Below are 21,033 nucleotides of genomic sequence, written 5' to 3'. Positions count from 1 at the left end.
CGAAAAAGTCGCGCTCGACTGGTAATGGTTGGGTAGCATCAAACGGCTCAAACATAAACCGGAAGGAGATTTTCTGATGTTAAGGATAGCAAAAGGCGCGGAGGAAGCAAAGAGGTAAAAACGCTTCAGGTGATCGATGCCGATCGGTCGGCGCATAAATTTTGTTCGATTACCGAGGGGGACTGCCCTATTATTCATGCTGGATGCTCATGTATTGCTCAATACTCAAGTACTTTTCCCGAATCATTTTTATCAGATAGGGCGGGACAGGCTCATGTTCTAACCATGATTCAGAAACGATCCCGGGCTCAAAAGCGCTATAATATTCATTTAATCCTCTACGGATAAAGCGATCATCGACTTCTCCTAAGTGGAGTTTTTCCGAGAGAAATTTCATTAGATACACCGCCGCGAGTTTATTGCCCTCCTCATTCCAATGCCCGTCTTTCCTGAAATGACACAGATCAGATATCCGTTGGTATTTTATGGCGTTTTCCAATACTGATTTGATGTTTTTTTTGTCAGCGGTTTCAATAAGATGGATTATTAAAGGAAACAGGTATTCGTTTTCGTCTTTTTTGCTATTAAAGGTGTCCATCAATTCAATCAGTTTATTTTTATCGGGATCATCAAGGCTATCCAGTAATTTCCGGCTGGCCGTATCGATATAGTCTTTTCGCATATGGGCCACTTCGTTTTTGTTGCCGCTGAAATACTCCGTTATATTTGAATAAAATTCGTTGATAGTTGATACGTTGGCTTCATTCTCCATCATATTTGCAGGATCAGTTTTTGTCTGGCATGAAAAGGCCTCAAAAAGATCAAGGTACTCGATTTTCATGCTGGCCAACTCCGTTTTAACAGAAATATTAAAATCAGAACCGGGTAAAATGGCCACGAAAAAAGACTGCCCTCTGCGATCCGCTTCTTTCTTCCATTCTTTTAAGATCATCAAAAAAAAATTACGCGCTTCAGACAATTGGGTGTCTTCCGTATAATCTTCAAACAAAAGATATCTGGCCTGAAGTTGCCGCGCTCCACGGTTTTCGTAATCATAGTTAAGGCAGCCCTTTTCCTGATCCCATGCTAAAAAACGTTTAAAGGGCTTAACCGCTTCTACAACCAGATAGGTCATATAGAATTTTTTGATGATGGTGATAAAAACATTTTTATCATATTCGCGGAAACGGAGATTGGATTTCCTGTCAACATAACACAATCTGTTAGCAACCAAATCCATCAGATCATTATTACCGAAAACATAAATAATCGTATCGAGATCATATTGGCGTGTATCATCCATATACTGGAGATACATCTGGTCAGTTCCGTAGCCATCAACTCCGAAGTTCAAGACTTCAAAGGCGTTACCTGTTCTGTTCAGGAGGTAGTCAAGCGGTTCTGTGAAGGAATATTGCGCCGCCACTCTGAGATTTTCAGTAAAGGAATCCCCGAAAAAAGCGATTCTTTCGACCCCAGGCTTTTTTGATTGAGCAAATTCCCTATGCTGCCGTAATCCGAGGCTGTTATGAATCACCAGGTGCTTCCTGCCGGTATCTGGATGGTGACGCGTGCCCCACGTTTTTGGAATGTTCTTATAAATTCTGAATCGGTCTATTTGGTATTTGGCATAAACCACTTCTTTAAGATCAGGACGAAAAAATCTAAGCGCTATTTCGCAAATTGAACATGCAAAAAGGGTGGAGAGAAAAACGATCAGGGCGTTAATGAAAAGCCGGTACTTCTTCGGCAAGTTGTCCGTAATCAATAGTCTTATTTTTCTCTCATGACGATGACGCCGTTCCAGTCGGCCGGGGGCGGGTTGACGGAATACGCTTCGCATCTCTCCGCCATGATCTGGGCAGGTTTGTCCTGCGGCCTGGCAGCCAGAATTTCCTTGAAAACCCGGGCGGCCTCGGCCCACTTTCTGTCCAGGTACAGGGACACGCCGGTATTAAACCGGGCGATGAACGCTTTGTCTTCCCCGGAAATGTTGTCTTTCTCTGAAATCAGTTCATAGATGGGGACCCCGCCGCTCCGCCCCTTGACGGCCACGACATCCAGGAGCCTGGCTTCGATCTCGTTCTGCGCCGCGGAAAAAGTGGAGCCGCTGATGATGATGCCGGTTCCGTAATACTTGTTCAGCCCCTCGATGCGGCTGGCCAGATTCACATTGTCGCCGATGGCGGTGTAGCTTAACCGCTCCTCGAAGCCCATGTTCCCCACCACCGCTTCCCCGGTGTTCAGGCCGATGCGGGTATGGAGAGTGGGCAGTCCTTTTTGCCGAAACGATTCGGCGACACCGGCGATGTGCCGCTGGCACTGCAGGGCTGTTTGGCAGGCCAGGACGGCATGATTGCCCACCGGGGAAGGGGCGCCCCAGAAGGCCATGATGGCGTCGCCGATGAATTTATCCACCGTGCCCTTGTTCTGGTGGATAAGGCCGGTCATGCCCTTGAAATAGACGCCCAGGGTTTCCGCCATCCGTTCCGGGCCCAGCAGTTCCGATATGGTGGTGAAGTTGGCAATATCCGAGAAAAAGATGCTGATCTGCTTTTTTTCCGCTCCCAGGGCCGCTTCCTTCTGCAGCCGGATCAGTTCCGAGACCAGTTCGGCCGGGACATACTTTTTAAAGGAGCGGAGCCCGTTCTTCATGTTGGCCACGGCCGTCTTCATTCTGATCAGTTCGATGACGCGGGATTCGATGCGGGGGTTGCCATCCAGTTCCAGGTTTTGAATTTTTGACATTTCGTCTTGCAGAAGGACCAGCGGCTTGCTGAGAGAACGGGAAAACAGAACGCCGGCCAATGCGAAGATCAGGCAGGCCGCGGCGGCTACGGCCAGAATGATGAACAGGTGCCGGCGCTCATAGCCCACGATCCGGGCCGCGGAAATATCCATGCCGACGATACATTCCAGGTCGCCGTTTTCCGCCAGCACCGGCGCGTAACCGGAAAGCCAGGTGCCCCACTCGTCGGAATAGAACTGATTTTCCACCTGTACGCGGTAAGGTTTTTCAAACGCCGCCATCATGGCGGGGGACTGCTCGCCCTCGTAAACATCGCCCAGATGACTCATCTGTTCCGGATCTTTTTCCGCGTCAACGATAAACACGGCTTGTCCCGCGACGTTCCTTCTCATGGTGTATACGAACCGGACATGGGTCGTCCGGCCCTGAATCTCCTGCAGGCGTTTTTTGATGGTAAGGTAGGCTTCGCTGCCCTCATCCACCACTGTCTGCAGGACCGCGTGGGCTTCCGGGTCTATCTGCATGGCTGCCAGTCCGACCGCGTCATGAAGCCGTTCACTGATGTCCTGCCGGATAAAAAAATGGACGCTGAAATAGGTGGCCAGTCCGACGCAAAGGGAGGTGATCACCACCAGCACGACAAAGGCGCTGGAAAGGCTGAATCGAAAAGTGAAGAGCATGTGGTTTTTGTCTTTTGGTTCCATGGTAAGCCAATCGCTTGTGGGTTGAAGAAAATACGGGTTTCGATAAAATGATGTATCAATAGCAAGGATTCGCAGATGTGTCAATATCCCAGACACCCGGTTTTATTATACATTGACATCCTTTACCACGCTTGGTAAAGTTGAAGTATAAATGCCAATTGATACCATCACTATAATAAAAAGTCTTAACTGAAGAAAGGACCAGGGCATGAAAAAAATTCTCGTGTGCGTCGTTATTCTTGTTTGCCTGTGTTCATGCGCGTCAACCCAGAAGAAAATGCTGACGTTGACCACCGGCATGTCCCAGGAGCAGGTCATCACGGTCATGGGTGTTCCGGAAAGGAGCGAGTTGTACGAAGCGGTGGACGGCAGCATGGTTTCCATTCTTTATTACCGCATGAAAGACAGGGGCGCGGTCATCCTGACACTGAAAGATGAAAGCACCCCGGTCGTTCTGGTCAATGGCCAGTTGATCGGATGGGGGGAGAGACTGCTTGACTCCAACATCAACCAGCTTCGGGTGAAAACAAAATAGATACCGGTCCGCGCCGGCAGATGCTGCCGGCGCGGGCATCCCCTTCAGATCCAAAACGGAGAATCCCGATCACGGACCGGATCGTTCGTTGCCTGTTGTTTTGTTTTTCCCTTCCGTCGGCCATCAGCGCAGGTTGTTTTTATCCCCCGACCGATGTGGCCGGCCGCCGTATTCCCGACTATGAAAATTACCATCTACAATCTGCATGACCTGTGTGAACACAACACCTTGTTCCTATCCCGGGCCCGGCGATACTTTGAGCTGAACGGCCACCATGTGATCGACGATTCGGATCAGGGAGACGGGGTGGACATGATTTTTGTTGGCGGCTGCGCCGTCACCGACGCCATGCGCCAGCGGTGCGAGGAAAATATTCGAGAACTTGCGGCGTCCCGGAATCGGGCCCGGGTGGTGGTGTTCGGCTGCCTGGCAGCCTTTCCGGAAAATCTGCTGACCGGCGATGCCACCGAAAACCGCATCGCCCTCATTCCTGTCCGGGAAGGCCGGGCGCTGGACAACATCATCGACGCCCGAATCCCCTTTGAATCGGTCAGCGTTAATCATTTGACGGGGCATGTCCCCTATCAGCCCCGTATGGGTTCCGACGATGCCTATGTGCTGATAGCCCAGGGATGCGTCAATGACTGCAGTTACTGCACCATCAAAAAGGCCAAGGGCGCGGTGACCAGCCGCCCGGAAGCGGCCATCGTCTCGGAAATCCGCGACCTTTACGACCGGGGCACCCGCACCGTGACCCTGCTGGCCGACGACTGCGGCTCCTATGGACTGGACGGGGCCACGGATCTGCCGTCGCTGCTGGACCGGCTTAACCGCACGACCCCCGGAATGAACTACAAAATTTACGCCATGTTCCCGGGGATTTTTTTGAAACAGGCGAGGCGGCTTGAGCCGTTTGTCGCCGGCCGCCGGATTGCCTACATGTGTCTGCCGGTTCAGTCGGCCGCCCCCCGGATTCTGGACCTGATGAACCGGCGCTATGATACCGGCGAAGTGGCTGAAGCCATCGGTCGGCTCAAGTCGCTTGACCCGGAGCTGTTTGTATGTTCTCATTTCATTTATAATTTTCCCACCGAAACGCCGGAGGAGTTTGAACAGAGCCTGAATTTCGCCCGTTATTTTGATCATTGCGTGTTCATCGGCTACGGGGAAAACAGCGGCACCCGGGCGGCGGCCATTTTCCCGAAATGCGATGACCGGGAGCTGCAAACCAAGACCCGGCGCCTGGAAGGACTGGTCCGGGAAGGCCGGCTGACCGCCTTCGTGGTGCCGCGTACGTGAGGCGGTTTCGGATCCGAAGATCGGCTTGACTGATTGGTGATGACGTTCTACACAATCCCTGACCCGCAAGAGGTATTCTGAAGTGGAAGCTGGAACACCGGCATATCCGCCGGCGCAGCCTGTTGTCACGCCCGACATCGACGGTTCAGTTAGCCGCGGCCGGATTTTTATCTTTGATCCCATCAAACGCTGCGAGCCCAACGCCTACCAGTTTACCCGGATGGTAAAATTTTTTCTGGTCAACGGATATGTGATGACCGGCGACATCGGCGAAAGCGACATCATCCTGGTCAATTCCTGTTGCGTCACCAAAGATATGCTGGCGGCCTCGCGGGCGGACCTGGACGCCGCCCTGGCCCGGGGAAAGGGCAAGCGGGTCGTGCTCTTCGGCTGCCTGGCCGGCCTGCCGCTTCCGGGGGTGGACCGGAAGGACCTGATCGTCATCGGCCCCGAGCACCCGGACACGCTCCTGGAACTGGAACGGCACTTTCCCCACCACGTCCCCTTGAGCCGGATCGAGGTGCATCACCTGCCGCCGGTCTTTTATGAGCCCAGCCAGGGGCTGGGGTACGGAGACTACCTGGTCATGATCGCCCACGGCTGCGCCAACGGCTGTTCCTACTGCAATATCCGGCGGGTCAAGGGCGGCGTCCGCAGCCGGCCGCCGGAAACCATTCTGGATGAAATCCGGCAGGGGCTGTCACTGGGGGTGAAGGAGTTCGCCCTGGTGGCCGATGACTGCGCCAGTTATGGCCGGGATCTGGGGATCGATCTGACGCTGCTTCTGGAAAGGATGTTTTCCCTCGGGGACGGGTTCCGGGTGAAGCTGGGCTATTTGTTCCCCGGAATGGTGTTGAGTCATTTTGAACGGCTCCGGGACCTGTTTGCCACCGGCCGGATCTCCTACGTCAACATTCCGGTGCAGTCCGGCTCCCAGCGGATTCTTGACCTCATGAACCGGCGCTATGACATCGCCGGAATCCGGCAGGCCGTCCGGCAACTGCGGGCCGCGGCCCCGCGTACGCCCTTCTGTACCCATTTCATGATTAATTTCCCCACTGAATCCGAGGCTGATTTCCAGGACTGCCTGCACCTGGCCGATGAGTTTGATGGCGTGATTTTTCTCAACTACTCCGACAATCAGGGGACCATTGCCGCCGGCATCCAGCCCAAGGTCCCGGAGCAGGAAGTGCGCCGTCGTCTGGATCTGGCTTCGGACTATGTCAATCGCCGCCGGCCCGGCAGTGGTGTCGTGATCGGTCATTTCGACTGCAACATGCCTTACAACCTGGACCGGAAAGCAAGGGGCTGCTGACATGGCACCATCTTTCTTCATCATCGATCCCAGCAAACGGTGTGAACCGAGCGCCTATCTTTTTACCCGGGCGGTGAATTTTTTTCTGGCCAACGGCTATGTCCCGGCCGGTGATGTCGAAGAAAGCGACATCGTCCTGGTAAACTCCTGCTGCGTCACCGAGGACAAGATCGCGACCTCGCGGCAGGCTTTAGATGCCGCCCGGGCCGGGGGCGGAGGAAAACAGATCGTGCTGCTGGGCTGCCTGGCCGAGCTGCCGCCTGACGGGCCGGAACCGGAAAACCTCATCCGTATCGGTCCGCATTGCCTGGATCGGCTGCAAGATCATTTTGCTTACCGGATCCCGCTGGACCGGATCGAGACGCATCAACTGCCGCCGGTTTTTTATGAGCCGGGCCAGGGGCTGGGATACCGGGACTATTTTGTCATGATCGCCCAGGGGTGCGCCAACGGCTGTTCCTACTGCAACATCCGGCGGGCCAAGGGGGATGTCCGCAGCCGGCACCCGGAAACCATCCGGGCTGAAATCCGGCAGGGCCTTTCGGCCGGAGTGAAGGAGTTCGCGCTGCTGGCCGATGACTGTGCCAGCTACGGGCGGGATCTCGGGACGGATCTGGCGGCACTGCTGGAGGATATTTTTGCCGTCGCGGACGGGTTCCGGGTGAAACTGGGATATCTGTTCCCGCGCTTTGTCCTCACCCATTTTGACCGCCTCAAGGGGCTGTTCGGAACCGGCCGGATCAGCTATGTCAACATCCCGGTGCAGTCCGGGTCTCAACGGATTCTGGATCTCATGAACCGCCGCTACACAGCCGAAGCGGTCCGGGAGAAAGTGCTGCAACTCCGGGATGCCGCGCCGGAAACCCGGTTCTGCACTCATCTCATGATCAATTTTCCCACGGAAACCGAAGCGGATTTTCAGGCTTCCCTGGTCCTGGCCGACGCCTTTGAAACCGCCATTTTTCTGAACTATTCCGACAACCGGGGGACGGCCGCCGCCGACATTTATCCCAAGGTGTCCGACGAGGAGCGGCGGAAGCGGCTGGACCGGGCCTCGGATTACGTCAACCGCCGCGGGCCCGGCGGCGGTGCCGTCATCAGCGATTTTAACTGCGACCTTCCCTATAATGTGACCCGCGAAACGGGGGGATAATCATGGGCCTGCCGACGATCAACGTGGTGCAGTTGACGGTGACCAACCGTTGCCAGTGCCGCTGCCGGCACTGCGGTGTGTCGCAACTGCGCCGGGAAATGCCGGAGGAACTCCCCCTGGACCGGATCGAGGCGCTTTTCCAGGACCTGAAACTGGCCGGGTGCCGGGTGGTCGATCTGTTCGGCGGCGAGCCCACCCTGCGGCATGATTTGTGTGACATCATCCGGCGGGGCAAGGCATACGGCTTCTTCGTCTCTCTGGAGACCAACGGGTATGTTATTGACGAGGCTTACATGGCCGGCCTGGTGTCGGCCGGGCTGGATCAGATCTATGTCAGCCTGGATGACTACCGGGCCGAACGCCATGACGATGTCCGCGGCCGGCAGGGGTGTTTTGATCGGGCCGTGCGGGCCCTGGAGCTGGGCGCCCGGGCGGGCATCCTCATGCATGTCTCCATCGTTCCGCCGAGCCGGGAATTTTTTTTCAGCGGGGACATGAACCGGTTCATGAGTTTTGTCCGGGAGCGCGGCGCCGCGCAGGTCCGGGTGCTGCTGCCCCGGTTCGCCGGTGATTCCATCCGCGACCAGGGCGGCCCCCTGTACGCCGGAGAAGAAAAGGACCTCTTCTCCTATGTTTCTCCGGAATACTATCCGTTCATCTACGTTCATACGCCGGGAACGCCGCCGGGCGAAAAAAACCTGTGCACGGCCAAACAGGTCTTCTGCCATATCATGAGCAACGGCTGGATGACGCCCTGTCCATACTTCCCGCTGGTCTTCGGGGACGCCGTCCGGGAACCGGTCGTGGATGTGTTCGAGCGCATCCAGTCCCATCCCCTGGTCCGCCTGGGCGGCGACTACTGCCCCATGAGAAACGGGGCGTATATCGACACCTATCTGCGGCCGCTGGGCCTGGGCCGTCCTTTTTTTCCCATTACCGTGGAGAATCAGATCGATCTGGGCGCCCCCTGCGCCACCGCTTGCCCGGAATGCGATTACGGCCGGCGGTCCGCCTGCCGGCCGACGGACGATATCCTTCAGGCAATCGACAGGCTGCCGCCCGACTATACCCGGATCGAATTTTACGGCGGGGACGCCTTCCGGCAGGATGCCCTGTGGGAAATCCTGGCCCGTGTGCCCCGGCACATGAAGATCGTTCTCTGGACCGCCTGCGGCCCACCGGGTATTGATGCCGCCACGGCCGAACGTCTCCGATCCTTTCCCGTGGAAGCCGTTAAGATTCTTCTGGCGCTGCCCTCGCCGGCAACGCAACCGCAAACGGATGTGCCGGCGGAACTGGCCTCCGCCCTTGAAAAGGCCGGGGTCATGGCCCGGCTGGGCCTGCCGGTCCACCTGTACGTGCCCGTGGATCTCATGGCCGTTATTCACCGTTCCCTGGCGGAGCGATTACATGAGACCGGCGTGGAGCGGCTCTACTCCATCAGCAGAGATGACGCCCGCCCCCTGGTCAATGCCGTGGCCTGTTTCGGGAAAGCGGTCGGAACCGCCCGCCTGCTCTGGGCCCGGCGGTAACCCGTTCCTCCTTCGTGCCGGGGCGCTGGCAGGGCCAGCCTGTCTCCCGGGGTTGAGTCGGAATGTTCATATCAATACCGGAAACTGCCTGGTGTCAGGATAGGATTGCCGGTTGTCCGGTGTTGCGTTTTCTGGTATGTCTGTCCGGTATAGCATCGTTTTCAAAATAACAATGGATCAGCGCATCGTTACCTTAAGGACGCAACCCATGACGGAAGAGGCAAAACAACCTGAAGCGCTGGTGCTCTATCTTTCTCCCCACGGCACCACCCGGCGGGCGGTCGAAGCGCTGGCCGCGTCCCTGACGCGAAACGGGGTGGCGGCCGATGTCCGCGACATGCGCGAATTCGAGGGCGACAGGGAGGAACTGTATCTCCGCCTGCCTTCCTACGCGCTGATCGTTTTCGGTTCGCCCACCTATTTCCACCACGCCCCGCCGGTGTTTACGGATTTTATCAGAAACATTCCCGATGCCGGTGGGAACCAGGCCGTGGCCTTTCTTTCCACTTTCGGCGGCGTGTCAAGCGGCGTGATTCAATTTGACCTTGCCAGGTCGCTTTATGGAAAAAAATATCGCCTGATCGGCGGCATTCAGGTGCTGGCCGAGCATTGCCTGACGTTTCAGGAGAAAGAGGCCTTTCATGGCGGCCGTCCCGGGGAAGGGGACCTTGCGGTTATCAGGGAGTTCGGTAAAACGCTGGTTGCCCGGCTGACGGACAAAACCGGCAGGAAATATCTTCCGGAGGCGTTCCGGGACAAACCGTTTCTGCTTAATTTTTTTGATGCCCATGTCAACAGCCTGAAGACCTTCGCCTGGAGCATGCCGGGCATCCGGGTCAAGAAAACGGCCTGTACGGGATGCGGCCTGTGCGTGATGAATTGCCCGACCGGCAATATCGCACTCGATCGGGTGGCTGTTCACGGGAAACACTGTACCTACTGCTACAGTTGCGTCAGGTATTGTCCGGAAGGCGCCACCACGACATTTCTCAAACCCGCGGAGGTAATCGTCAGGTGGCTGGCCGGAAGGTTCGCGCCCCATGAGGAGCAGATCACCCGGCAGGTGGTGTGACCGGCGGAAACCGGCTGACAGGGAAGGGTCAGAACCGGACGCCCACTTCCAGCAGGGCCGTGAACTGGTCGCTTTCCATATCTTCCTCAATGGAATAACTCCAGCTGTCGTTGATATAGGTGTCGGCTGTTCCGTCGGCTTCAATGTAGATCTGGGACAGGGATAAGGCGCCGTACCAGCGCTCCAGAAACGGGTAGCTTCCCCGGAATGAGAGCAGCCACGCGTCCCCGTCGCAATCGGCCCTGGAGGTCAGGTTCCGGGTCAGATGACGGTCCTTGTCGGTGGCGTCGACATACGGGCTGTACCCGGCGGAACATTCCACTGTTATGTTGTCCGCTGTTTCCAGTCGCGCGCCCAGTTCAAGAAAAGGAATCCGGTATTCGACCGAATAGTTCAACGTGCGGCCGGGCACGAAAACATCTTGTCTGCTTCCGCCCGGATAGGTCTGCCAGGTATCTCCGGCTTCAAAGTCGAGCTGCCGGTAAAGATATCCGGCGCCGGCCAGCAGCCGCAGGCGGTCTGCATCGGAAAAAAAGAGAGGAAGACGGCCCAGGCCTATGGCGGGAAAGCGATACTGAATTTTCCCCGAGAGCGTGTCCGTTTCCATGTCCAGATCGCTTTCCGAATAAATGGTGAGCTCATCGGGGGAGTCGATCCAGTCATAATCCCGCATGTCGTCCGGATCACTGCTCAGATCCGTTGCCCAGGAGAAGGAACAGACCAGGCTGTTAAGAAAGGCGATTTCGGCGTTGAGGGAAAGCACGTAGGCGTCGATGGGGAAATCCAGCTTGCTGACGGGGAAATGGGTCACATAGGTCCCGCCGGCGTTTCTGACCCTGCCGCCGATGCGGTATTCCGTGTCCCCGCTGATGGCGCCGCATCCGGCGGAAACATCCGCCTGGAATAGTTCGCCGGCCCCGGCCGGAAGGCCTATAATGGCAGCGACCAGCAGGCCAACAACCGTTTTCCGGAATGAAGGGCGCATTATTTTCCTTTCCAGGTAATAAGTTCGGGACCGCCAGGCCCGGCTGTTTTGACGGGTTTGCCTGAATGAATTGTTTTTTGCTCGTATTTTCAGTAACAAGGCGGTACCTCCGTGTCAATCATTTTCTTGCGGTTTGCCCCGGTGATTCATCCCCTCCCGGGCCACCACGCTCAAACGAAAAAAATATGGATGCATCATTCCAGAAAACAGGCCGTTTTCCGGCCGGTTAACCAAAATAATCGTTGACATTTCTTCCTTATTTTAAAATTATTAATATTATTTAGGGGGGTTATAAATATTTAATCAAGGAGAACATCATGAAACAGTCCTCCCGGCTTTTTTACACGGTCCGTCTGGCTGGTTTTCTGGCCATTCTTGTCCTGGGAATGGTGTCCATCATCGGCACCGGCGGCGGGGGCAGCGGGCTTTCAAACCGTGACGAGTCACGGACCTATTATCGTGACAGCGATGGCGACGGATATGGCGATCCGGATGATTCCGCCCGGTTTGATACCCTCCCGCTGGGTTACTATGTGACCGATAATACGGACTGCCTGGACAGCGACCGGAGCATCAATCCCGGCGCCGCGGAAATTTGCGGCGACGGCATCGACAATAACTGCGATGGCCGGATTGATGTGAATTGCGACTTCACGGATATGGACGGCGACGGCGCCTATGCCGAAACCGGAACCGGCGCCGCCGTGGATTGTGATGATGCCGATCCCGACATCCGTCCCGGTGCGAATGAGGTCTGCTGGGACAATATCGATAACAACTGCGACGGGCAGGTTGACGAGGGCTGCCTCCCCACCTGCACGGACCAGGATGATGACGGCTATTATGCCCAGAATGACTGCGGTACGCCCGTGGACTGCAATGACGGAAACGCCGCCGACCATCCCGGCGCCGTGGAGGCCTGCGGGGACGGTCATGATAACGACTGCGACGGACAGATCGACGAGGAATGCCAGGCCGGGCTGTCGCCTGTCCCGGATACCGGCCAGACCACCTGCTATGACAATGACGGACATGTCATTACCTGTCCCGTCGCCGGAAGGGCCCTTTACGGTCAGGATGCCTGCTATACCATCAATCCTCCCTCTTATACCCGGGTACGCGGTAACGCCAACGATTTCATGGTCAAGGATAATGTCACCGGCCTGATCTGGGAACTCAAGACCGATGACGACGGGATCCATGACAAGGATGACCGCTATACCTGGTATAACGCCCTCAACGTTTTTATCGCCCGGCTGAACGCCGATCAATACGGCGGCTATTCCGACTGGCGGATACCGACCCAGCGGGAACTGCTGTCCATCGTCGATTACGATAATTATAATCCGGCCATTGACATGAATGCTTTTCCCAACACCATCCCCTCCTATTACTGGGCCTATCCGACCTATGCCGACAATCCGGGGGAATCTTCCTGCATCAACTTCCTCTACGGTCATGATTTTGACCTGGACAATACCACGACTTATTACGTGCGCGCGGTTCGCGGCAACCAGACCCCGTCGGCCTTTACCGCTAACGGCGACGGCACGGTCACCGATAACGCCACCGGCCTGATGTGGTCGCAGGTTACCGATCTGACGCCCTTGAACTGGCAGGCGGCCCTGGCCTGGTGCGAAGACCTCTCCCTGGCCGGTTACGAAGACTGGCGGCTGCCCACCCTCAAGGAACTGGCGTCAATCGTGGATGATGATGTGGACGGCCTGGCGGTCGACAGCACCTATTTCCCGGATACCATGGCGGCCTATTACTGGACCTCCACGTCCAGTGCCTACAATCCCGGGCAGGCCTGGCTGGTCAGTTTCAGCCTGGGCAACAACGGTCACGGCAGCAAGAATTCCACCTATTACGTTCGTGCGGTCCGGGGCGGCCGGGGATCGGCTTTCTGATAAAAAGACGATATGGACGGGGATGACAACGGGAACGATTGACGGATATGTGCCGGTCCGGCAGGGTCGGGGATCAGGCGCGCGCAACGGGGCGATGATCAATCTTCGACACATACTGCTCGGTCTCTTGTCCCTGATGATCGGGACGCTGGTTTATCTCGTCGATCGCCCGCCGGACCAGACCTTTTTCCTGCAGGTGTTGCCTGTTTCTATAAGTCTTTACCGGGTGTACCCGCCCCTGTTCGGCCCCCTGGGGGATGTGCTCCCGGATTTTCTGCATGTGGTGGCTTTTATTCTGCTGACGGCGGGAATTCTGAACTGCGGACGGCGGTGGTACCCCCTGGTCTGTCTGTTCTGGCTGGCGGTGGACGGCGGCTTCGAACTGGGCCAGAAATACAGCGTTCAGGCTGCCGGCCTGGTGCCGGACTGGTTTGACGGTGTTTTTCTTCTGGAGAAAACCCGGGATTATTTTATGCATGGAGTTTACAGCAATCATGATATGATCGCCATCGTTATCGGCGCTGTTGTCGCTTATCTGATTTTACTATCCGGTCAGGATAAAAGGAGAACATCATGAAACAGCCTTCCCGACTTTTAAATGTATTGCGTTCGGCCGGCCTGCTGGCAATCGTCATTTTCGGCCTGGCGGCTATCATTGGTACCAGCAGTGGCGGTAACAGCGGCGGCGGTTATTCGAATGACACCGAGGGCGTTTCCTATTACCGCGATGCCGATGGAGACGGGTACGGGAATCCGGCTGATACCATGAGAAGCACTTCCCTGCCCCAGGGTTATGTGTCCAACGACAGCGACTGTGACGATACCGACGCGGAGATCCGTCCCGGAGTGGCGGAGGTCTGCGGCGACGGCGCGGATAACAACTGTGACGGCCGGACCAACGAAGGTTGCCCCTGCACCGACGCGGACGGGGACGGCTTTTTCGGTCAGCCCGGCTGCGGCTCAGTCGTGGACTGCGATGACGCCAACGCCTCCATTTATCCCGGGACAGCGGAAATCGGCGGTGACGGCATCGATAATAACTGCAACGGCGAGATTGACGAAAACACCAACTGCACGGACGCGGACGGCGACGGTTTCTATGTCCAGAGCGATTGCGCCGGAGAGCCGGACTGCAACGATGATAATGCCGCCGTTTATCCCGGCGCCCCGGAAAGGTGCTGGGACGGGACGGACAATGACTGCGACGGCCAGGCGGACGCCGGTTGCCCGTTCTTTCCGGATACCGGACAGATCGCCTGCTACGACAACGCCGGCAATGTCTCCGCCTGCCCGGCACCGGGCGCGGCGCTTTACGGCCAGGACGGCTGTTATACCCTTCACCCGCCTTCTTATGCCAAGCTGGACGGCGACGGCAATGAACTGCCGGACGACGCCGCGGAATGGGTCACGGTCCGGGACAATGTCACCGGCCTGATCTGGGAGGCCAAGACCGATGACGGCGGCTTTAACGACAAGGACAACCGCTATGCCTGGTATAACGCCGCCGACGCCTTTATCGCCCGCCTCAACGCCGACCGGTTCGGCGGTTTTTCCGACTGGCGGATCCCCTCCAAGCTGGAGCTGATCTGTCTGGCCGATTACGGCGTCTACAGCCCGTCCATCAATACCGACTATTTTCCCCACACCGTCTTTTCCTACTACCTGACGTCAACGGCTTACGCCGACAACATGGGCGCTCCCTGGAGCGTCAATTTCATTACCGGGCAGGACCACGATCTGTATGAATCCATCTCTTATTATCTGCGGGCGGTCCGCGGCCAGCAGACCGCGCCGTCGTTTACGGATAACAGAAACGCCACGGTGACCGACCAGGCCACCGGCCTGATGTGGTCGCAGGTGACGGCCCCGAACGCCATGACCTGGCAGCAGGCCCTGGCCTGGTGCGAAAACGCCTCCCTGGCCGGATATAATGACTGGCGCCTGCCCACCCTCAAGGAACTGCACTCCATCGTGGACGGGGACGGCGGTTTTGTGAAGATCAACACGGGCTTATTCCCGGATACGGTTTCCTCCTCGTACTGGACGTCCACGACCAACGCCTATTATCTGGACGACGCCTGGCTGGTCAGCTTCAGCTCCGGCGGCAGCGGTCATGTCAACAAGACCGCCACCTATTATGTGCGCGCGGTACGCGGCGGAAAATAACGGCCTGACCCGTGCCGGACTGAAATGACCATGCCATGTCGGGGATGACTCCTTTTGATGTCCTGACGGTTCCCCTGCAGGGAACCCGTCTGATCGAAGCCAGCGCGGGAACCGGCAAGACGTTTGCCATCACCGGCCTGGTGCTGCGGCTGATTGCCGAGGAAGGGCTGGATATCGGCCGGATCCTGGCGGTCACGTTCACCGAAGCCGCTACCCGGGAGCTGCGGGACCGGATCCGGGGCCTTCTCCATCTTGCCCGGATATGGGTTGATGAGCCGGAATCCGGAGGGCCTGCCCCTGACCCGGCGGCGGCCGGCATTCTCGATCAGGCCATCCGGCGCCATGACCGGCGGACCGTGGGGAAAGCCCTGCGGAAAGCCGTGCTGTCCTTTGATGAAGCCGGTATTTTCACCATCCACGGGTTCTGCAACCGGGTCCTGCGTCAGTTCGCATTTGAATCCTCCCTGTCGTTTTCCACCGAACTGGTTACCGATCAGAGCCGGTTTGTCCGGGAGGTCTGCGATGATTTCTGGCGGCGGACGTTCGGGCGGGCCTCACGGTTGATCTGCGCCGCGGCCGTAAAAAGAAACTTCTCCGCCGATCAACTGTCCGCCTTTGCCCGGATATTGATTGACAAGCCGACCCTGCGGCTGATCCCGGCGGCTTCTCCGGATGCCCGCGGGGAAATGGAAGACGCTTTTACGGCCGCCGGGCGCCGGTGGCAGGAAGATCATGGCCTGATCCTGGACATGCTGAACCAGGATCAGCGACTCAGCCGCGGCCGAGATGCCTACAAGGCCGAATCCGTGGCGGCGTACGCGGACGCCCTGAACCGGCTTTTTGGGGGCGACATCACCCCGGCCGGCCTGGCGGTTCTGGACCGGTTTACCCCGCGGGCCCTGGCGGCAAGCGTCAAGACCTCCAAAAAACACCTGGGCGCACCGGCGCATCCGTTTTTCGACTGCTGCGGCCGGTACGCGGCCGCCGAGCAGGCCTGGGCGGTCGATTGCCGGCATGAGTTCCGCGGGTATCTGGAGCATGAGCTGATCCGGCGCAAGCAGGCCTGTAACGTCCAGTATTTCAGCGATCTGCTGATCAGTCTGCACCGGGCCCTGGCCGCCGATCACCGGGGAGCGCTGGCCGCCGCCATCCGGGAGAAATACAGGGCCGTGCTGATCGACGAGTTCCAGGATACGGACCCGGTACAGTATGATATTTTCCAGACCCTTTTCGGTTCCGACGACCACCGCCTGTTTCTGATCGGTGATCCCAAACAGTCCATCTTCGCTTTCCGGAGCGCCGATGTCTTTTCCTATATCCGGGCCGCGGCCCGGATCTCCCCGGACCGGACATACGCCCTGCCGCGGAACTGGCGGTCGGAAACCAGCCTGGTGCGGGCGGTCAATCATCTCTTCGCCCAGGCCGACAATCCCTTCGCGCTGGGATCGGCGATCGGGTTTCACGAGGTAACCGCCGATCCCGGCAACGTCGGCAACCGGTCGCCGTTATTGATCGACGGCCGCCAGGCGGGGCATGTCGAGCTGTGGTTTGTGCGGGACGAAGAGGGCGGCGCCGGCGCCTTGAGCCGGGAACGGGCCCGGGATCTGGTTATCGACGCCGTCGCCCGGGAGATCGCGTCTCTGCTGAACCGTTCCGCCGGAGGCCAGGTCCGTCTCGGAGACCGGCCCCTGGGGCCCGCCGACATCGCCGTGCTGATTACCTGCAACGCGGATGCCGGCCGGGTCAGGGACCGGCTGGCGGAACTGAACGTACCGTCGGTCATATCGAAAACGGGCGGCGTCTTTTCCACTCCGGAAGCCTCGGCGGTGGAACGGGTGCTGCTGGCCATGGCCTCACCGTCGGATTTGAGACGGGTCAACGCCGCCCTGGCCGATGATCTGATCGGCTGCTCCGCGGAGGATATCCGGGCGTTTGCCGAGGATGACGCCCGCCATGACGAATACGAGGCGCATCTGGGGCGGTTCGCGGCGTATCACCGGATCTGGCGGTCCGGCGGCTTTATCCGGGTTTTCCGCCGGTTCCTGTCCGATTACCGCGTCCGGGTGAGGCTGCTGGGTTTTGCCGACGGGGAAAGACGGCTGACCAACGTCCTGCACCTGTCGGAACGGATTCACCAGGCCGACGTCACCGCCCGGCCGGGCATGAATGGCCTGCTGGACTGGATCGCGGAAAGACGCGGCGCCGCGGAGGAAGCCCCCGAGGAAGAACAGCTGCGGCTGGAACGGGACGACGAGGCGGTCCGGATCGTGACCGTATGGAAGAGCAAGGGGTTGCAGTATCCGGTCGTCTTCTGCCCGTTCATGTGGGCTAACGGCGCGGCGGTAAAAGACGGCAGTATTGTGTTTCACGACGGCCACGACCTGACCCTGGACATCGGTTCCGGAGATGAAGACCATCGCCGGGCCGCGGTCCGCGAGAACCTGTCCGAACTGGTGCGGCTGCTTTACGTGGCGGTGACCCGGGCCGTCAATCGCTGTTATCTGGTGTACGGCAGAATCGGCACGCCCGGGAAAGCGGGTATCACGTCCCTGGATTATATCCTGACCGGCGGGGCGCCCGTTGAAACCTTTTCGCTGGATGATTTGAAAACGCGGATCCAGTCGCTGGATGCCGGATCCCTTTATCAACTGGTGACCGGGCGGCTGGAGAATGCTCTGGATCTGATTCATTGCGGCTTTCATGATCCCGGGCCGTCCGCTCCCTATGAACCGTCCGCTGCCCTGCCGGAGAGTCCTTTGCGGCGGCGGGTGCCGGCCGGCGACCGCGTCGACCTGGGCTGGCGCATCGCCAGTTTTACCCGTCTGGCTCCCCACGGCCGTGCCGCGGCCTATCTGCCGGACGAGGGCGATATCAAGCGGGACGAATTTTCGACAAAGGCCCCGGCCGGGGACCGGGCTCCGGCCCGCACGATTTTTGACTTTCCGGCCGGTGCCGGTCCGGGTCTGTGCGTGCATGCCATTTTCGAGCGACTGGACTTCTCTCTGGCCGCCCCGGAAGAAGCCCGGCAGGTGATTGACGCGGCCCTGAAGCTGTATGGATTGAACGGGCCGGCGCCGGGCGGCGGTGATGCCTGGGGCCCGGTCGTTTACCAGATGGTGACGGACGTCCTGCGGTCACCCGTGCTGCCCCATGACCCCGGTTTCACGCTGGCTTCCCTTTCTCCGGAGCGGAAGATGACCGAGATGGAATTTTATTATCCGGTCCGCCGGCTTTCCCCCGGCCGCTTGCGGGCGGCCCTGGAGCGCGCAGTCGGCGGCGGATTGCTGCCGGATGTTGCCGTCAGCGGCGAAAGGTTCGAATTCAAGCCTTTCCACGGATATATGCGGGGGTTTATCGATCTGGTGTTCGAACAGGACGGAAAATATTATCTGCTGGACTGGAAAACCAACCACCTGGGATATGACCGCAACGATTATGATCATGCCGGCCTCTGCCGCAGCGTGGCCGAGGAGTCATACTATCTTCAATATTACATTTATACCGTGGCCCTGCACCGTTATCTGGCCGGGCGCCTGCCGGATTATGACTATGACGCCCATTTTGGCGGGATTGTTTATCTGTTTGTCCGCGGCGTAAGTCCCGACATGCCGGGCAGCGGCGTCTATTTTGACCGTCCCGGCCGGGAACTGGTGGAGGAACTGAATGGGGCGCTGGGATAAAGCATGAACGGTTATCCCGTAAAACAGCTTTACGACCGGGGACTGCTGACGGACATCGATCTGCGCTTCGCGGATTTGATGGCCGGGCTGTCCGGCGACCGGGGCGGCGACGCCCTTTACCTGGCCTGCGCGCTGCTCAGCAACACGGTGGTCCGGGGCAAGCATGTCTGCCTGGATTTTGACGCCTGGTCGGCCAGGCCCCTGGCCGTGCTTCTGGATGACGACCGCGACGCGCGGGAAAAGGCGGGACCGCTTGATGTCCTGACGCCGCCCGCGGAGGAGTGGATGCGGCAGATCGCCCGCAGCCCGGTGGCGGCAGCGCCCGGCGATTATGCCCCGCTGGTTCTCGACCACCCGGGCCGGCGGCTTTACCTGTATCGATACTGGCAGTATGAGCGGCAACTGGTCGCGGGCTTCCGGGACCGGCTGGCTCAGGCGCCCGGAAATATCCCTGCCGACCGTCTTCGGGACGCCCTGAACCGGTGTTTCCCCGCGTCGGGGATCGCCGCCGGCGTCAACTGGCAGAAAGTAGCGGCCTTCGCGGCTCTGACCCGGAACGTCTGCGTTATTACCGGCGGCCCGGGAACCGGCAAGACCTTTACCGCTGCCCGGATCATCCGGCTGATGCTGGAACAGCGGCCGGGCGTCACCATTGCCCTGTGCGCTCCGACCGGCAAGGCCGCCGCCCGGCTTCAGGAGGCGATGGCCAGGGTCCGCGGGGAGATGGCGGCAGCGGGCGCCGGCCCGGCCGACCGGTTCCCGGAAACCGTTACCACCATCCACCGGCTGCTGGGGGCATCCGACGGCGGGTTCGGATTCCGCTATCATGAGCATCGCCGCCTGCCGGCCGATGTCATCATCATTGACGAAGCCTCCATGGTCTCCCTGTCGCTGATGGCCAGGTTGTTTGCCGCTGCCGATCAACGGGCCCGGCTGGTGCTTCTGGGGGATAAGAATCAACTGGCTTCGGTGGAGGCCGGCGCCGTTCTCGGTGATATCTGCGGCGCGGCATCGGCCGGCGGGTTTTCCGATTCCTTCCGGAACGACTGCCGGACGGTCTGCGGGGAATCGCTGCCGGGATCCGGACCGGGCAGCCGCCTGGAGGACTGTGTCGTGGAACTGAAGAGCAACTTCCGTTTTCCGGAAGGCTCTTGCCTGGCCGCCGTCAGCCACGCCGTCAACCGGGGAGACGCCGATGAAACCGTCCGGGTTATCGACCGGGATGGCTCCGGGATGGTGGTCAAAGAACCGCTGCCGGACCGGCAGAATCTGGAAGCCGGCCTGGAACGGATCGCCCGCGGTCATTTTGAAAACATACTGGGGGCGGGAACGGTCGAAGCGGCCCTGGCCGCGCTGGATGCGTTCCGTATTGTCTGCGCCCTGCGGCATGGGCCTTACGGGGTTGAAGCCGTCAACCGGCTGGTGGAAAAGATGCTGGCCGTCCGGGGATTGATCGATATGTCAGATCCGTTTTACCACGGCCGGCCGGTCATGATTACCCGCAACGATTATGGCCAGAGGCTGTATAACGGTGATGTGGGTATCCTCTGGACGGACGCGGCCGGTATCCGCCAGGCTTTTTTCCCGGATCCGCGGCGACGCTTCCGGTCGTTTTCGCCTCCGCGGCTGCCGCCCCACGAAACCGTGTACGCCCTGACCATTCACAAGGCCCAGGGGTCGGAGTTTGATACCCTGCTGATGATCCTGCCGGAGAAAATGTCTCCGGTTCTGACCCGGGAACTGGTGTACACCGGTCTGACCCGGGCCAGAAAACAGGTGACCCTCTGGGCCGGGGATGATATCCTTAAAGCGGCGGTTGCCGCCCGCGTCAGCCGGCGCTCGGGCCTGCGGGACGCCCTGGCGGACATCGGCGCCCCGGCGCCGGCCGCCGGGGAAAAGGCATTAACAGGGCAAGAGGAACGGGCATGAGAAA

General features: G+C 58.8%; 14 protein-coding genes. 11 read left to right on the top strand and 3 right to left on the bottom strand.

Going from position 1 to position 21,033, the window contains the following annotated elements; all coding sequences use genetic code 11:
- Positions 1-190 precede the first annotated feature (190 nt).
- Both AB1724_13280 and AB1724_13275 read right to left on the bottom strand, forming a co-directional pair.
- Complete coding sequence (locus tag AB1724_13280) at positions 191-1,843, bottom strand: SGNH/GDSL hydrolase family protein (GenBank protein ID MEW6078782.1); 1,653 nt, start codon at positions 1,841-1,843, stop codon at positions 191-193.
- The gene (locus AB1724_13275; protein ID MEW6078781.1) at positions 1,774-3,453 is read right to left on the bottom strand and encodes an adenylate/guanylate cyclase domain-containing protein; all 1,680 of its coding nucleotides are present in this window, start codon (positions 3,451-3,453) and stop codon (positions 1,774-1,776) included. Before AB1724_13275 ends, AB1724_13280 begins: the two co-directional genes overlap by 70 nt.
- Before the next feature lie 208 nt (positions 3,454-3,661).
- Here AB1724_13275 and AB1724_13270 point away from each other — a divergent pair, with 208 nt between their 5' ends.
- From AB1724_13270 to AB1724_13245, 6 genes are all read left to right on the top strand, one after another.
- Positions 3,662-3,988 (top strand): DUF3192 domain-containing protein, encoded by a 327-nt coding sequence (locus AB1724_13270; protein MEW6078780.1) that lies wholly within the window; start codon positions 3,662-3,664, stop codon positions 3,986-3,988.
- 180 nt (positions 3,989-4,168) lie between these two features.
- A complete protein-coding gene (locus AB1724_13265; protein MEW6078779.1) occupies positions 4,169-5,287 on the top strand; it encodes a radical SAM protein in 1,119 nt (372 codons plus the stop codon).
- Between the two features lie 82 nt (positions 5,288-5,369).
- The gene (locus AB1724_13260) at positions 5,370-6,602 is read left to right on the top strand and encodes a radical SAM protein (GenBank protein MEW6078778.1); all 1,233 of its coding nucleotides are present in this window, start codon (positions 5,370-5,372) and stop codon (positions 6,600-6,602) included.
- Between the two features lies 1 nt (position 6,603).
- On the top strand, positions 6,604-7,755 hold the full coding sequence (locus tag AB1724_13255; protein ID MEW6078777.1) for a radical SAM protein: 1,152 nt from the start codon (positions 6,604-6,606) through the stop codon (positions 7,753-7,755).
- 2 nt (positions 7,756-7,757) lie between these two features.
- Complete coding sequence (locus AB1724_13250) at positions 7,758-9,287, top strand: radical SAM protein (protein ID MEW6078776.1); 1,530 nt, start codon at positions 7,758-7,760, stop codon at positions 9,285-9,287.
- Between the two features lie 208 nt (positions 9,288-9,495).
- Entirely contained in the window at positions 9,496-10,359 is an 864-nt protein-coding gene (locus AB1724_13245; GenBank protein ID MEW6078775.1) for an EFR1 family ferrodoxin, read from the top strand.
- A gap of 28 nt (positions 10,360-10,387) precedes the next feature.
- On the opposite strand, the gene AB1724_13240 is transcribed toward AB1724_13245, so the two are convergent.
- A complete protein-coding gene (locus tag AB1724_13240; GenBank protein ID MEW6078774.1) occupies positions 10,388-11,344 on the bottom strand; it encodes an omptin family outer membrane protease in 957 nt (318 codons plus the stop codon).
- A gap of 317 nt (positions 11,345-11,661) precedes the next feature.
- On the opposite strand from AB1724_13240, the gene AB1724_13235 reads away from it, so the two are divergent.
- Genes AB1724_13235 through recD form a run of 5 tightly spaced genes read left to right on the top strand, consistent with a single transcriptional unit; the run spans position 11,662 to position 21,029 of the window.
- The gene (locus tag AB1724_13235) at positions 11,662-13,254 is read left to right on the top strand and encodes a DUF1566 domain-containing protein (GenBank protein MEW6078773.1); all 1,593 of its coding nucleotides are present in this window, start codon (positions 11,662-11,664) and stop codon (positions 13,252-13,254) included.
- Positions 13,255-13,276: 22 nt separating this feature from the next.
- Positions 13,277-13,831, top strand: coding sequence for a hypothetical protein (locus AB1724_13230; GenBank protein ID MEW6078772.1), 555 nt, complete (start codon positions 13,277-13,279; stop codon positions 13,829-13,831).
- Positions 13,828-15,420, top strand: coding sequence for a DUF1566 domain-containing protein (locus AB1724_13225; protein ID MEW6078771.1), 1,593 nt, complete (start codon positions 13,828-13,830; stop codon positions 15,418-15,420). Before AB1724_13230 ends, AB1724_13225 begins: the two co-directional genes overlap by 4 nt.
- Before the next feature lie 44 nt (positions 15,421-15,464).
- Positions 15,465-19,100: an exodeoxyribonuclease V subunit beta gene (gene recB / locus AB1724_13220; protein ID MEW6078770.1), complete on the top strand. Its 3,636-nt coding sequence runs from the start codon at positions 15,465-15,467 to the stop codon at positions 19,098-19,100.
- Positions 19,101-19,103: 3 nt separating this feature from the next.
- Positions 19,104-21,029, top strand: coding sequence for an exodeoxyribonuclease V subunit alpha (gene recD / locus AB1724_13215; protein MEW6078769.1), 1,926 nt, complete (start codon positions 19,104-19,106; stop codon positions 21,027-21,029).
- The last annotated feature ends 4 nt before the right edge of the window (positions 21,030-21,033 follow it).

Source organism: Thermodesulfobacteriota bacterium (assembly GCA_040753795.1).
In the GTDB taxonomy this organism is placed as follows: Bacteria; Desulfobacterota; Desulfobacteria; order Desulfobacterales; family Desulfosudaceae; genus JBFMDX01.
The sequence above is the reverse complement of the archived record's forward strand: the minus strand, read 5'-3'. Positions and strand labels throughout refer to the sequence as shown.

Coding starts and splice junctions, on each gene's coding strand:
- AB1724_13265 (MEW6078779.1), top strand. CDS start 4,169: ATGAAAATTACCATCTACAATCTGCATGACCTGTGTGAACACAACACC.
- AB1724_13270 (MEW6078780.1), top strand. CDS start 3,662: ATGAAAAAAATTCTCGTGTGCGTCGTTATTCTTGTTTGCCTGTGTTCA.
- AB1724_13255 (MEW6078777.1), top strand. CDS start 6,604: ATGGCACCATCTTTCTTCATCATCGATCCCAGCAAACGGTGTGAACCG.
- AB1724_13280 (MEW6078782.1), bottom strand. CDS start 1,843: ATGCGAAGCGTATTCCGTCAACCCGCCCCCGGCCGACTGGAACGGCGT.
- AB1724_13250 (MEW6078776.1), top strand. CDS start 7,758: ATGGGCCTGCCGACGATCAACGTGGTGCAGTTGACGGTGACCAACCGT.
- AB1724_13230 (MEW6078772.1), top strand. CDS start 13,277: ATGACAACGGGAACGATTGACGGATATGTGCCGGTCCGGCAGGGTCGG.
- AB1724_13240 (MEW6078774.1), bottom strand. CDS start 11,344: ATGCGCCCTTCATTCCGGAAAACGGTTGTTGGCCTGCTGGTCGCTGCC.
- AB1724_13245 (MEW6078775.1), top strand. CDS start 9,496: ATGACGGAAGAGGCAAAACAACCTGAAGCGCTGGTGCTCTATCTTTCT.
- AB1724_13235 (MEW6078773.1), top strand. CDS start 11,662: ATGAAACAGTCCTCCCGGCTTTTTTACACGGTCCGTCTGGCTGGTTTT.
- AB1724_13225 (MEW6078771.1), top strand. CDS start 13,828: ATGAAACAGCCTTCCCGACTTTTAAATGTATTGCGTTCGGCCGGCCTG.
- AB1724_13275 (MEW6078781.1), bottom strand. CDS start 3,453: ATGGAACCAAAAGACAAAAACCACATGCTCTTCACTTTTCGATTCAGC.
- recD (MEW6078769.1), top strand. CDS start 19,104: ATGAACGGTTATCCCGTAAAACAGCTTTACGACCGGGGACTGCTGACG.
- recB (MEW6078770.1), top strand. CDS start 15,465: ATGACTCCTTTTGATGTCCTGACGGTTCCCCTGCAGGGAACCCGTCTG.